This is a genomic window from Pseudomonas sp. PME37.24/025 (genome assembly GCF_055556615.1).
Genome location: NZ_JBVHNK010000003.1, coordinates 400,247 through 412,980 on the forward strand (window position 1 = coordinate 400,247; position 12,734 = coordinate 412,980).

Annotated in this window: 12 protein-coding genes; 7 read left to right on the top strand and 5 right to left on the bottom strand. The window is 57.7% G+C overall.

The features are described 5' to 3' along the window. Window position 1: 1 nt before the first annotated feature. On the bottom strand, window positions 2–217 hold the full coding sequence (locus tag ACZ3HH_RS07885; protein ID WP_465803834.1) for a hypothetical protein: 216 nt from the start codon (window positions 215–217) through the stop codon (window positions 2–4). Window positions 218–298: 81 nt separating this feature from the next. After that, the gene (purU, locus tag ACZ3HH_RS07890; protein WP_007903852.1) at window positions 299–1,147 is read right to left on the bottom strand and encodes a formyltetrahydrofolate deformylase; all 849 of its coding nucleotides are present in this window, start codon (window positions 1,145–1,147) and stop codon (window positions 299–301) included. Between the two features lie 326 nt (window positions 1,148–1,473). Between purU and mvaT the strand changes: the two genes are divergently transcribed. Next, complete coding sequence (gene mvaT / locus ACZ3HH_RS07895) at window positions 1,474–1,851, top strand: histone-like nucleoid-structuring protein MvaT (RefSeq protein WP_007933316.1); 378 nt, start codon at window positions 1,474–1,476, stop codon at window positions 1,849–1,851. A 98-nt stretch (window positions 1,852–1,949) separates the two neighbouring features. Here the strand turns inward: mvaT and sbcB are convergent, their stop codons facing one another. After that, on the bottom strand, window positions 1,950–3,380 hold the full coding sequence (gene sbcB, locus ACZ3HH_RS07900) for an exodeoxyribonuclease I (RefSeq protein WP_465804043.1): 1,431 nt from the start codon (window positions 3,378–3,380) through the stop codon (window positions 1,950–1,952). 169 nt (window positions 3,381–3,549) lie between these two features. On the opposite strand from sbcB, the gene ACZ3HH_RS07905 reads away from it, so the two are divergent. The 6 genes from ACZ3HH_RS07905 to ACZ3HH_RS07930 all read left to right on the top strand — a co-directional run bounded on the left by ACZ3HH_RS07905 (window position 3,550) and on the right by ACZ3HH_RS07930 (window position 10,439). Continuing rightward, window positions 3,550–4,275: an RDD family protein gene (locus ACZ3HH_RS07905; RefSeq protein WP_465803838.1), complete on the top strand. Its 726-nt coding sequence runs from the start codon at window positions 3,550–3,552 to the stop codon at window positions 4,273–4,275. Continuing rightward, window positions 4,272–5,249, top strand: a complete 978-nt coding sequence (locus ACZ3HH_RS07910) for a stage II sporulation protein M (protein WP_465803839.1) — start codon at window positions 4,272–4,274, stop codon at window positions 5,247–5,249. The genes ACZ3HH_RS07905 and ACZ3HH_RS07910 overlap by 4 nt, the downstream gene beginning before the upstream one ends. Beyond that, window positions 5,236–6,780: a DUF4129 domain-containing protein gene (locus tag ACZ3HH_RS07915; protein WP_465803841.1), complete on the top strand. Its 1,545-nt coding sequence runs from the start codon at window positions 5,236–5,238 to the stop codon at window positions 6,778–6,780. Before ACZ3HH_RS07910 ends, ACZ3HH_RS07915 begins: the two co-directional genes overlap by 14 nt. Continuing rightward, complete coding sequence (locus ACZ3HH_RS07920; RefSeq protein WP_465803842.1) at window positions 6,777–7,940, top strand: DUF4350 domain-containing protein; 1,164 nt, start codon at window positions 6,777–6,779, stop codon at window positions 7,938–7,940. Before ACZ3HH_RS07915 ends, ACZ3HH_RS07920 begins: the two co-directional genes overlap by 4 nt. Further along, a complete protein-coding gene (locus ACZ3HH_RS07925) occupies window positions 7,937–8,938 on the top strand; it encodes an AAA family ATPase (RefSeq protein WP_465803844.1) in 1,002 nt (333 codons plus the stop codon). The genes ACZ3HH_RS07920 and ACZ3HH_RS07925 overlap by 4 nt, the downstream gene beginning before the upstream one ends. A gap of 169 nt (window positions 8,939–9,107) precedes the next feature. Beyond that, window positions 9,108–10,439 (top strand): DUF58 domain-containing protein, encoded by a 1,332-nt coding sequence (locus ACZ3HH_RS07930; RefSeq protein ID WP_465803845.1) that lies wholly within the window; start codon window positions 9,108–9,110, stop codon window positions 10,437–10,439. Window positions 10,440–10,508: 69 nt separating this feature from the next. On the opposite strand, the gene ACZ3HH_RS07935 is transcribed toward ACZ3HH_RS07930, so the two are convergent. Continuing rightward, on the bottom strand, window positions 10,509–11,477 hold the full coding sequence (locus tag ACZ3HH_RS07935) for an Ig-like domain-containing protein (protein ID WP_465803846.1): 969 nt from the start codon (window positions 11,475–11,477) through the stop codon (window positions 10,509–10,511). A 170-nt stretch (window positions 11,478–11,647) separates the two neighbouring features. Beyond that, on the bottom strand, window positions 11,648–12,634 hold the full coding sequence (locus tag ACZ3HH_RS07940) for a hypothetical protein (RefSeq protein ID WP_465803847.1): 987 nt from the start codon (window positions 12,632–12,634) through the stop codon (window positions 11,648–11,650). Window positions 12,635–12,734: the final 100 nt, after the last annotated feature.

Genomic DNA, 12,734 nt, shown 5'->3' on the forward strand with positions numbered 1-12,734 from the left:
TTCAGGTATACCTTGCGTGCTGATCTTGCGACGGCTGCGCCGCCGAACGGGGGCTAGCCCCCTCGCCACAGTCCTGCAACTGCTCCCACAACTCGGCGGCACCGGGAAACTCCGTGCCGTCTTCGGGGCTCAGGTCATCAGGGTCATAGCGACTCAAACAGCCCTCACCCAATGTGGCGGGTGCCTTGGAAGTAGCTTTGTCCAATGGATCGGCCATGGTTATGTTCTCAGTGCAAAAACGGCGAAGGGCCTGAAGCGATTGAACGCCCAGGCCCTTCGAATTTCAACCGTACGGCTATCAGAACACGACGGTTTTGTTGCCATGCACCAACACCCGGTCTTCCAGGTGATAACGCAGACCACGGGCCAGCACCATTTTCTCGACGTCACGGCCGAAGCGCACCATGTCTTCAATACTGTCGCTGTGACTCACGCGCACTACGTCTTGCTCGATGATCGGACCAGCGTCCAGCTCTTCGGTTACGTAGTGGCATGTGGCGCCGATCAACTTCACACCGCGCATCGAAGCCTGGTGATACGGCTTGGCGCCGACAAACGACGGCAAGAAGCTGTGATGAATATTGATGACCTTATGGGCGTATTCGCTGCACAACTCAGGCGGCAGAATCTGCATGTAACGGGCAAGGACCACCACTTCGGCCTCGTGCTGTTTGACCAGGCGCGAGACTTCGGCGAAGGCCGGCTCCTTGTTCTGTGGGTTGACCGGGACATGGTAGTAAGGAATACCGTGCCACTCGACCATGCTGCGCAAATCATCATGGTTGGAAATCACGCAGGCGATTTCACAGTCCAGTTCATCGCTGTGCCAGCGGTGCAGCAAGTCGGCCAGGCAGTGGGATTCACGGCTGGCCATCAACACCACGCGTTTCTTCTGCTCGGTGTCGGTGATGCGCCAGTCCATCGAGAACTCTTCGGCAATCGGTGCAAACGCTTCGCGAAAAGCCTCGATCCCGAAAGGCAACGAGTCGGCACGAATTTCGTGACGCATGAAGAACCAGCCACTGAGATTATCCGAGTGATGGCTCGCTTCAGTGATCCAGCCGTTATGGGACGCCAGAAAGTTACTGACTTTAGCAACGATGCCGACGCGGTCCGGGCAAGCAATCACCAGCCGAAAAGTGCGCATGAGGGGAAACTCCAGAACTTCGCAAAGGCCGCTATTCTAGCGATTGCGCAGCAAAACTGCAGTATTGATGACGCATGGCTTTGCCCGCAGGTCCGATACAGGTTCTGCAAGCACCAGGCTGCCCCACGCGATGGTGTTCTTGCGGGCAATCTTCAAGAGGTCAACTGTGAATATTTGTGACGCTATTTAACTGCCCCTCCAATGTGTGTCCTATTCCGCAACTAATTTAAATAAAACTCCGGTTTAATGTTTACTTGATGAAACACCCTGACTATTATTGTCGCACTGTCACCCTGCCATCCAGCGCCTAACATAAGGTAGTCCCCATGTCCTTGATCAACGAATATCGCGCCACCGAAGAAGCTATCAAAGAGCTGCAAGCCCGTTTGAAGAATCTGTCCCAAGACGACAAACTGCAAACCGAGCTGGAATTCGAAGGCAAACTGCGCACCCTGATGGGCGAATACTCCAAATCCCTGCGTGACATCATCGCGCTTTTGGATCCAGAGTCCAAAACCAAGGCTCCACGTGGCGGCGCAGTAAAAACTACCGGCACCAAACGTGCTCGCAAAGTTAAACAATACAAAAACCCGCACAACGGCGAAGTCATCGAAACCAAAGGTGGCAACCACAAGACTCTGAAAGAGTGGAAAGCCAAGTGGGGCGGTGACGTGGTTGAAGGCTGGGCTACCCTGTTGGGCTAAGCCGCAAGCGTGTCGCAGCCTGATCGCGACTCAAAAGAACGCCAGCGAATGCTGGCGTTTTTTTATGTCTGGAATTCAAGCGGCAATCATTTTCGTTTTCAAAGACTCAAACGTTTGCGTAATGCCTGGACATGATTCTGCCATTCATCCAGAACCATTCGCTGAAACGATGTAGCACTAGTCATCAATTGAGCGGCTGCCTCCAGAAAACTATCCAGCGTATTTGGCGCGCCCCACTCAGGTGCACACAAACGTTTCTGACAGAATATTCGCCAGCGTTCTTGCTCTTCCGCGCTCAACGTATCTGGAAAGTTGCGTGCGCGATAACGAAACAATAATTCTGGCAAACGCTCATCATCGAAAGGCCACAGTTCTTGTGCTAATTGCGCTGGGTCGGCGGTTCTGACTTGCTCGCATAGACGCCGGTCCCGATCACCGATAAAACCGTCGTATAACTGTTGCTCGGGGTCTTGGCTCGAAGAGAAATCGTCGCGGGAGTAAATGCTTGACACTTTATCTAGCCAAACTTGTTGCGCGTCACTTAGCCGCAGCGCCCGCTCCTGATAAAGCGCCATGTCCAGCCCCAAACGTTGCTGATCTACAGGACGAAGTACCGATAAGGGCGCCACTACCGGGCACTTGTTGATGTGTATGAGCTTGAGCGGCACCGGCAGTTCACCTTCGGCCAAATCATCGCGGCGGGTATAAAGCCGCTGGCGCAAGGTTTCGGCATCCAAATCGAGAAGCCCCTGAGGGTCCAGGTGCAGGTCACAGACAATCAGCGCGTTGCGATTGCGGGGATGCCAGGCCAACGGCAGCACCACACCCACATAGTTGCGGGCCGCCGAAAAGCGCCCGGAAATATGCACCATCGGCTGCAACAGCCGAATTTGATCCATGACCTTTTGTTTGCCGCGCAATTGAAACAGCCAGTCATACAACTTCGGCTGTTTTTCCCGAATCAGACGCGCCAGGGCGATGGTGGCTCGAACATCCGACAGCGCCTCGTGTGCATGCCCGTGATCGATGCCATTGGCCGCGGTCAGACGTTCGAGTTTGAGCGTGACTCGCCCTTCGTCGTCCCTGGGCCAGACGAGCCCATCGGGACGCAAGGCATAAGCCGCCCGCACCACATCGATCAAGTCCCAGCGACTGTTGCCGCCCTGCCACTCTCGTGCGTAGGGGTCGAAAAAGTTTCGATACAGGCTGTAACGGGTCATCTCGTCGTCAAAACGCAGCGTGTTGTACCCGGCTCCACAGGTGCCGGGCGCAGCGAGCTGGGCATGAACCCGTGTCATGAAATCGGCTTCACTCAAACCTTGCTCGGCCAGAAGCGCGGGCGTAATACCGGTGATCGCGCAAGCCGCCGGATGAGGCAGGATGTCGTCGCTGGGCTGGCAATAAAGGTTGACCGGTTCGTCTATTTCATTGAGATCGAAGTCGGTGCGAATCCCCGCCACTTGCAGCGGGCGGTCGCAACGGGGGTTGATGCCAGTGGTTTCATAGTCGTACCAGAAGATCGAGGTCACGGGTTGTTCCTGAACTGAAGACCGGCGAAGTCTAGGCGCACTCACGGCGCCCCGACCAGCAATCTTGTTATTCAATCATCTCTGACGACTTACCGTGCAATACATAGTTATGTCGTTTGCCCCCAAGAGGCTGCTAGCATCCGACAGACCAAGCCACATCAGGTTGCCCATGCTCGAAACCACAGCACTGCCAGGGAAAGCGACGCTGGCCCGGCCACTGGACACGCGATATCACGTCGAAACGCCCGAAGGCATCGACTTGCCGCTGCGCCCGGCCGGGTTGATGGTACGTGCGCTGGCGTTCGCCATCGACTCGGGCCTGCGCGGGGTGATACTGAGCCTGCTGTTTATTATGTTGGCGTTTCTCGGAAAGCTTGGCGCCGGGCTTGGTTCGATTCTGCTGTTCGTAGTGAGCTGGTGGTACATGGTGCTGTTCGAGGTGCTCAATCAGGGCCGCTCGCCAGGCAAGCAATGGATGGGGCTGCGTGTGGTGCACGACGATGGCACGCCGATCGGCTGGTCCGCGTCCTTGCTGCGCAACCTGCTGCGATTTGTCGACATGCTGCCGTTCAGCTACTTTCTCGGGGCGATCAGCTGCCTGCAACACCCCTCCTTCAAACGCCTCGGCGACCTGGCTGCCGGTACACTGGTGATCTACCGCGAACAACCGCTCACCCGACCGCAACTGCCTGATGTCCCGCCGCGACGCGCAGCCTTCGCGCTGACGCTGACCGAGCAACGCGCCATCCTCGGGTTTGCCGAACGCCAGGGTGAACTCTCCGAGGCGCGGGCTAACGAGCTCGCCTCGATACTCGCGCAACCGTTGCAGGTATCGAAGTCACAGGCGAGGGCCGAACTCAACGGCATCGCCCGTGGCTTGTTGGGCCCCACATGAAGCAAAGCCTTTTCGAAAGTCGCCACCAAGCCGAATGGGAGCAGTTTGCACTCATGCTTGAACGGCTGGAACGCCGCAAGGACGCCTCTGGAGTCGCCAGTTTCCCCAGCGATTATCGACGGCTCTGCCAACACCTGGCCCTGGCTCAGGAGCGCGGCTACAGCAGTTTCCTGATCGATTCATTGCAGCAACAGGTGCTGCGCGGGCATCAACAGCTTTATCGGCATCGAAGTCGACTGGGTGCCAACGTGTTGAATTTCATCCTCGCCGACTTCCCGCAACTGGTGCGTGAACAGTGGCGTTTCGTGCTTGCCGCCGGCCTGATGTTTTTTGGTAGCCTGATCGGCTTTGCATTGCTGGTGTATCTGTTCCCGGAGCTGGTCTACAACCTGATCCCGGCCGAGCAGGTCTTTGAGATGCAAAGCATGTACGACCCCGTCGCCGGCCACCTGGGACGTTCGGCCGAACGAGCGGCCAGTGAAAACTGGGTGATGTTCGGTTACTACATCATGCACAACATCGGCATCGCCTTTCAGACCTTCGCCAGCGGTTTGCTGTTTGGCCTGGGCAGCGCGTTCTTCCTGTTTTTCAACGGTTTGATGATCGGCGCGGTGGCCGGGCATCTGACGCACATCGGCTATGGGCAAACCTTCTGGTCGTTCGTGATCGGCCATGGTGCCTTCGAATTGAGTGCCATCGTCCTGGCCGGTGCCGCGGGCCTGCAACTGGGCTGGGCCTTGATCGCGCCGGGGCGTTTGCCCTGCGCCGAAGCCCTGCAACTGGCAGCGCGCAAGAGCGTGTTGCTGATTTGCGGGGTCATGCTGTTTCTGCTGATTGCGGCATTTATCGAAGCCTACTGGTCGTCAAAGACCGGGCTCGCGCCGCTGACCAAATACCTGGTCGGTGCGGCGCTCTGGTTGTTGGTGGCGACTTATCTGCTGTTCGCCGGACGAACTCGTCATGCGCCTGAGTGATGCCAGTGTGGTGATCCGCCCGCGCACAACCTGGGAAGCCATGGACCTGGGGGTGCTGCTGAGCCAGCGCCATCGACGCCTGTTGATGACCAGTTGGGCGATCGTGACCTTGCCGATTTTTGCCCTGCTCACCCTGATACTGTGGGATTCGCCTTCCCTCGCCGTGCTCCTGTTCTGGTGGCTCAAACCGGCGTTCGATCGACTGCCGCTGTACATCCTGTCCAAAGCCATGTTCGGTGAAACGCCCACGCTGAAGCAGGCCCTGCGCCAATGGCCGCGCCTGCTCAAGCCGCAACTGCTGGCCAGCCTGACCTGGCGCCGCCTGAGCCTGAACCGCAGTTTTCTGATGCCCGTGGTGCAACTCGAAGGCTTGGGGGGCGAAGCACGCCAACAACGTTTGCGCGTGTTGCTGCAACGCAACGCGGGTGCCGCCCAGTGGCTGACGATCATCGGCGTGCATCTGGAAACCGCGCTATGGATCGGCTTGATGGCGCTGTTCTACATGCTCTTGCCGCAACAGGTCGAACTCGACTGGGGCTGGCAGACCTTGATTACCGCCGCCACACAAGACTGGCGCTGGCTGGAACACCTGACCAATACCTTTTACGTTCTGGTGCTGATTGTCTGGGAACCGATCTATGTGGCCTGCGGTTTCAGCCTTTATCTGAACCGGCGCACGTGGCTGGAAGCCTGGGATATCGAACTGGTCTTTCGCCGATTGCGCCAACGCTTGTCCAGCGCGATCGTCACGCTGCTGCTGGCCGCGATCCTGCTGGTGCCGACGGCGCAAAGCGTCTGGGCCGCCGAACCGGTCATCTCGCCGGACTCTGCGCGTCTGCTGGAGCAACCACTGACCAGTCAGGCGTCCCGAGACAGCATCAAGGCCATCCTCGATCAACCACCGTTCAAGAACAAGGAAACGGTAACACGCTATCGTTTTGGCGAAGACAAACCCGCCGCCAACAACGCGGACGAGGATCAAACACCCGCATGGCTGAAGGCGCTGTTCAGCTTGCTGAACAGCCAACGCTTTGGCGCACTGGCCAACCTGATCGAAGTGTTGCTGTGGGGCACGGTGATTGGCGCCATTGGGCTATTGATCTGGCGTTACCGCGACTGGCTGCAGGCCTTCGTCAGCCGTCGGCCAACGTTAAACCGCAAAGTCGCGCGGCCATTACCGCAGCAGGCGTTCGGCCTGGACCTCAACCGCGAAACCCTGCCCGCCGACATCGCAGCCAGTGCCGAAAGCCTCTGGCAGAGCAATCCCCGTGAAGCCCTGGGGTTGCTCTATCGCGCCCTGCTCAGCCACTTGCTGCATGACTTCAACATGGCGCTCAAACCCGCCGACACCGAGGGCGAAGTGCTCCAGCGCGTTGAACAACTGCAACAACCGGCCTTGCTGGCCTTCAGTAAAAACCTCACCGGGCACTGGCAGAACATGGCCTACGGGCATCGCCTGCCATCGGTGCATTTGCAACAAGAACTCTGTGATGGCTGGCGCGCGCTGTTCGGTCCGGGAGCGGTCCGTTGAACCGGCGCTTGTGGCTTTCAGTCGGTGCGCTCATCGCCCTGTTAGTGTGTGCGCTGAGTGTTTACCTGAATTTCAAGGCTACGCCCTATCAGGCAGATATCGATCACGGCCCATCCCCGCAAGCCCTGGCCAATCCCTACCTGGCGGCCGAGCACTTTCTGCGTAAACAGGGCGTGAGCGTCAGCCATGCCAATGGCCTCGACATCCTGCCGACGCTCGAGCCTCATCAGCGCAGTTTGTTGTTGCTCGGCGATCGGTCGAACATGTCGCCGCGACAGGTGAATCAGGTGTTGAACTGGACCCGGGCCGGTGGACGTCTTTTATTCGTCGCCGAAGCCCTGTGGGATGAGAAGACCGGCCAGAGCAATGACCTGCTGCTCGACCGGGTGCAACTGCACCAATCCCTGAGCAACGACCTCAAGGAGCCGCCACCCGATCTCAATGACGACCCCTACCCCAAACTGACCAAGCTCTACCTGGAAAACGAAGAGGCGCCGGCCTACTTCAGCTTCGATACCGCATTCCACCTCGATGACCCGAAAAACCTCGCCCATGCCTGGGCCAACAGTGGCAAAGCCACGCACATGATGCAGCTGAGCCACGGGCTCGGCTCGATCACCGTGGTCACCGACGCCGACCTCTGGAAAACCCCGGCCATCGACCAGTACGACAACGCCTGGCTGCTGTGGTACCTGACGGCCGATACAGACGTGACCCTGCTGTTCAATACCGATCACGACAGCTTGCTGACATTGCTGTGGCGCTACTTTCCACAAGCCTTGGTGGCCCTGATCGCCTTGATCGTTTTCGGGTTCTGGCACGTCGGCGTGCGCAACGGCCCGTTACTGGAATCGACTCCGAGAGCGCGCCGCCAGCTTCAGGAACACCTGCGTGCCAGCGCCGATTTCATGCTCCGTTACAACGGTCAGCACAGCCTGTTGCAAGCCTTGCAACAAGACATCCTGCGGCGTGTCCGTCACCGTCATCCCGGTTTTGAACAACTCGGCGTTGCCGAACAATGGCTGGTGCTCGCACGCCTGACTGGCCAACCCACACGCGCCATCAGCCAGGCCATGAGCCCGCGACCGAAGCAGCGGCTGTCCAGCGCTGAATTCAGCCGTCAGGTCGCCCACCTGCAAACCTTGAGGAACGCCTTATGAGTGAACAGTTCGAGCCCGGCACACAGACCCATGCCGCCCAGCAGCGCCAGCGCGCAAGCCAGTTGGCCCAAGCGGTAAGGACGGAGTTGCAGAAAGCCGTGATCGGCCAGAACAACGTGATCGACGATGTGCTCACCGCCCTGATCGCCGGTGGCCATGTGCTGCTCGAAGGCGTGCCGGGGTTGGGCAAGACGTTATTGGTGCGTGCCCTCGCTCGCTGCTTCGGCGGCGAATTCGCACGCATCCAGTTCACCCCGGACCTGATGCCCAGCGACGTCACCGGGCACGCGGTGTACGACTTGCAAACCGAGCAGTTCAAACTGCGCAAAGGCCCATTGTTCACCAACCTGCTGCTGGCCGACGAGATCAACCGCGCCCCGGCGAAAACCCAGGCGGCATTGCTCGAAGCCATGCAGGAACGCCAGGTCACCCTCGAAGGGCGCGCCCTGCCCATCGCGCAACCATTCATGGTGCTCGCCACGCAAAATCCCATCGAGCAGGAAGGCACTTATCCTTTGCCGGAAGCCGAACTCGACCGCTTCATGCTCAAGGTGCGCATGGACTACCCCGATGCCGAGCAGGAATTGAACATGGTGCGCCAGGTCAGCCGCTCCACCCGGGCCGACATGCTGGATGTGCAACCGTTGCGCACCGTGTTGCAAGCCAAGGACGTGCTGGCCTTGCAGCGCATTGCCAGTGATCTGCCGCTGGACGATCAGGTGCTCGATTACGCCATACGTCTGGCTCGCACCACCCGAACCTGGCCGGGGTTGACCCTGGGTGCCGGGCCACGTGCGTCAATCGCCCTGGTACGTTGCGCCCGCGCCCGGGCTTTGTTGCGCGGGGGTGAGTTTGTGATTCCCGATGACATCAAAGGCTGCGCGCTGGCCGTTCTGCGTCACCGTGTGCGAATTGCCCCGGAGCTGGACATCGAAGGGCTGGAAGTCGATCAGGTGCTCAAGCAACTGCTCGATCAAGTGCCGGCGCCACGTCTGTGAACACCGTCATGCAGACTAACCCTGTGGCGAGGGAGCTTGCTCCCGCTCGGCTGCGCAGCAGTCGCAATACAGGTAAACGCGTTTTACCTGACACTCTGTGTCGGCTGGTTTCAGGGCTGCTTCGCACCCCAGCGGGAGCAAGCTCCCTCGCCACAAAAGGTATGCGCCAATGAAACCCTCGCGCCTGCTGCTGATCTGGCTCGCGACCCTGCTGGCCATCAGCATCGTGCTGGGCACTTTGCGGGCACTGGACATCCCGATTCCATCGAGCCTTTTATCGATCAACTGGGGATTATTGTTAGCGCTGCTGGCCTTGGCGATACTCGACGCCATCCGCCTCAAACGCCTGCCCTCACCTCGCGTGCAACGACAAATGCCCGGCAGCCTCGCGCTCGGTCGATGGAGCGAAGTGCGACTGGAGGTCGAGCACGATTTTGCCCAACCGCTGAACGTACAGATTTTCGACCATGTGCCGCATGGCCTGGACTTCGAACACCTTCCGTTGTCCGTCGAACTGCAACCCGGCCTGCAAAGCCAGATCGGCTATCGCTTGCGCCCGCTCCAGCGCGGACACTTCACCTTCGAACATTGCGAATTCAACCTGCCGAGCCCAATGGGCCTGTGGTCGGACAAACGTCTGTTGAATGTGCTCGACAACACCCGCGTCTACCCCGACTTCGCCCGTCTCTACGGCGGACAACTGCTGGCGGTGGACAACTGGCTGAGCCAGCTCGGTGTACGCCAGCTCCAACGACGTGGCCAGGGGCAAGAATTCCATCAACTGCGCGAATTTCGCGAAGGCGACAGCCTGCGTCAGATCGACTGGAAAGCCACCGCCCGCCACCGCACCCCCATCGCCCGGGAGTACGAAGACGAGCGCGACCAGCAGATCATCTTCCTGCTCGATTGCGGCCGACACATGCGCAGCCAGGACGGCGAACTGTCCCATTTCGACCACGCCTTGAACGCCTGCCTGTTGCTCGCCTACACCGCCTTACGCCAAGGCGATGCCGTCGGCCTGAGCACCTTCGCCAGCAACCAGCCCCGCTACCTCGCCCCGGCCAAAGGCAGCGGCCAGCTCAACGTACTGCTCAACACCGTCTACGACCTGGACAGCAGCCAACGCCCCGCCGACTACCAGGCTGCTGCCAACCAGTTGCTGGCCCGGCAAAAACGCCGGGCGCTGGTGGTGCTGGTGACCAATCTGCGGGATGAGGACGATGAGGAATTGCTTGCCGCTGTCAAGCGTTTGGGCCAACTGCATCGAGTGCTGATCGCCAGTTTGCGCGAAGAGGTACTCGACACTGTGGGACAAACGCCGCTGCATACCCAGGACAACGCCCTCGCCTATTGCGGTACGGTTGACTATTTGAATGCCCAAGCCGAACTCCATGAGCGGCTGAGTGCTCAAGGAGTGCCGGTGCTGTATGTGCGCTCCAGTGAACTGGGCGCGGAGTTGGTGACACAGTATTTAAGCTGGAAGAAAGCCGGGATGCTTTAACTGCGCATCAACCAACATGGCTCAACGAAACGAACCGATCCTTGATGTCTGTTCAAACACCAGTGCCTGCTACTCCAGAATTGTCAAGGTCACTGTTCTGGACGAAGGGCCTGTACCCTCGGCATGCCGTACTTCAGCCTTAATTTGCGTACTCCCGGGTTCAGTAGCCGTGAAGCTGATGCAGGCCTCGCCATCTGCTTTGGTGTAAGTCGTGGCAAACGGCTCACTGCCAGCATCTTGTATCCATTCCACTTTTCTGCCCTCTATGGGGGTACCAACGAGGGTCACTACCTTTGCTTCGATAGACGCTGACTCTCCTACGCGAAGCGTGGAGGGGTTCGCCGATAGTGCTGATACCCTTGCTAGTTGCAAAGGTTTCACCGTAATCCGCTGTGTCTTCGAACCCGGCACGCCGGAGGCCTGCGTGGCGACCAGATCATGTTCCCCGGTATCTGATGTCATAAATGTTACCGATGCGACGCCATCGGCGTCGGTAAGTGAGTCAGGTAATGAGTTCCCCACGAAACGCCAATTGATCTTGATACCTTTAAAGGGCAGACCGCCGGGAGAGCGAATGACCCTGGCCCAGGCATTGACCTCATAACCAGTATAAGTGTCTGGCCTGTCACACGTGAGCGACTCAATGACCGGTAGATGTATCTCCCCCGGCAGTAGCGGTGACTTCGGCAACTCATCAAACTTCGGCAGGGCAAATTGCAATACAAAAGGGCCGTCGGAAGCCTGGTTGGTAGAGATAGACCAGCTCAAAGAGGTGGTCTCCTTCGCCATCTCACACAGCTGCCCCAAGGGCGGATCAAAAACCAGACCTTGCCCCTCTGCGCCCGGCTTGTATTCCAGAGCAAGAAAGGCATCTGGATTACCAATCAACCAACTGTATTTATAGTTCAGTTCCAGTGTGCAAGTCTCTCCCGCCACTAGATTCAGCTTCACGTCGAACCAATCTACCTCCACGTCATCAACGTAAACTCTGAACTCCTGCAACCAAGTAGAAGACGTAAACAAATCAGGAATAGGCATATTTTTCTCCCCATCAAATTCAATAGATTGTATTCATCATTCATTCGATACGGCAGAACCGTGCGCCAGTCAACTTTCGGTCTGAATTGATGCCCCGGCATAGGGTATGAAAAAATGAGCAAACTACAAAAGCCACCCTCTTTTTCAAGCGTTGATTGCTAACAACAGACTCACACTTCCGTATTATTATAATGATTGACAATGTACAAACTAATAGTATTTCTGCCCGTCCGAACAACCTTCCCATCTGAATCTGTAAACAACTCAAGCGTGGGCAGAGCTCGGTTGATGACTCGAACCCCAGATGCGGGTGCCTGCAAGAATACTGAAGTCGCAGTAACTGTAACTGTATGGATGATAATGTCTGGTGGGATGCTCTGGTGTTCGCGTGTGTACACCGCCGTTACAAGGTTATGCGCCAAGTTCATTGGCAGTAGTGGCAAATCAATGTTTAGATCCAGTAGCCTCAACGTCAACGCAAAATCCCCGCTCTTGACGCTATTCCGACAATCCAGCGTCCATGTCATGCCCTCTGGACTCAGCCTCCAAACGCCTCCCGGCGCGGGGGTGACCACTACACCGAGACTTTCGGCGGGCTCCCCGCCCCATATCAGTTTCATATTCATATCCAGCAATTGGCTGGAAGGTTTGAGTCGCACGGTGAATGTATGCCTTGCACCATGGCAGGGATAGGCGGCGGCACCGGTTTCGAAAGTAAGTGGGAACTCGTCGAATATAACGTCTATTTCTTGCGCGACATTAATTATCTCCCCCGGCAATAGCGGTGACTTCGGTAACTCATCAAACTTCGGAAGGGCAAATTGCAATTCAAAAGGGCCACTAGGCGCCTGGTCGGTTGAGATAGTCCAGCTCAAGGAGGTGGTCCCCTCCGCCATCTCACATAGCTGCCCCAAGGGCGGATCAAAAACCAGACCTTGCCCCTCTGCGCCCGGCTTGTATTCCAGAGCAAGAAAGGCATCTGGATTGCCAATCAACCAACTGTATTCATAGTCCAGCATCAGCGTGCAAGTCTCTCCCGCCACTAAATCCAGCTTCACGTCGGGCCACCTAGTTCGCTTGCCATTAACGTGAGGAGCGAATTCCTGCAACCAAGTATTGGAATCTGGAGAAGACGGTGGTATCGATTTATTTTTCATTTTTCCATTCCCGTTCAATATCCCACCTGTCACGGTGGTTCGTAAAAGACCGTTCTGATGCCAAGAACTTGAACGGCGCATTTATTCAATGTCTTGAAAA

Excerpts from the sequence above, each read along its gene's own strand:
- ACZ3HH_RS07885 (WP_465803834.1), bottom strand. The coding sequence starts at position 217 with ATGGCCGATCCATTGGACAAAGCTACTTCCAAGGCACCCGCCACATTG.
- purU (WP_007903852.1), bottom strand. The coding sequence starts at position 1,147 with ATGCGCACTTTTCGGCTGGTGATTGCTTGCCCGGACCGCGTCGGCATC.
- mvaT (WP_007933316.1), top strand. The coding sequence starts at position 1,474 with ATGTCCTTGATCAACGAATATCGCGCCACCGAAGAAGCTATCAAAGAG.
- ACZ3HH_RS07905 (WP_465803838.1), top strand. The coding sequence starts at position 3,550 with ATGCTCGAAACCACAGCACTGCCAGGGAAAGCGACGCTGGCCCGGCCA.
- ACZ3HH_RS07910 (WP_465803839.1), top strand. The coding sequence starts at position 4,272 with ATGAAGCAAAGCCTTTTCGAAAGTCGCCACCAAGCCGAATGGGAGCAG.
- ACZ3HH_RS07915 (WP_465803841.1), top strand. The coding sequence starts at position 5,236 with ATGCGCCTGAGTGATGCCAGTGTGGTGATCCGCCCGCGCACAACCTGG.
- ACZ3HH_RS07925 (WP_465803844.1), top strand. The coding sequence starts at position 7,937 with ATGAGTGAACAGTTCGAGCCCGGCACACAGACCCATGCCGCCCAGCAG.
- ACZ3HH_RS07930 (WP_465803845.1), top strand. The coding sequence starts at position 9,108 with ATGAAACCCTCGCGCCTGCTGCTGATCTGGCTCGCGACCCTGCTGGCC.
- ACZ3HH_RS07935 (WP_465803846.1), bottom strand. The coding sequence starts at position 11,477 with ATGCCTATTCCTGATTTGTTTACGTCTTCTACTTGGTTGCAGGAGTTC.
- ACZ3HH_RS07940 (WP_465803847.1), bottom strand. The coding sequence starts at position 12,634 with ATGAAAAATAAATCGATACCACCGTCTTCTCCAGATTCCAATACTTGG.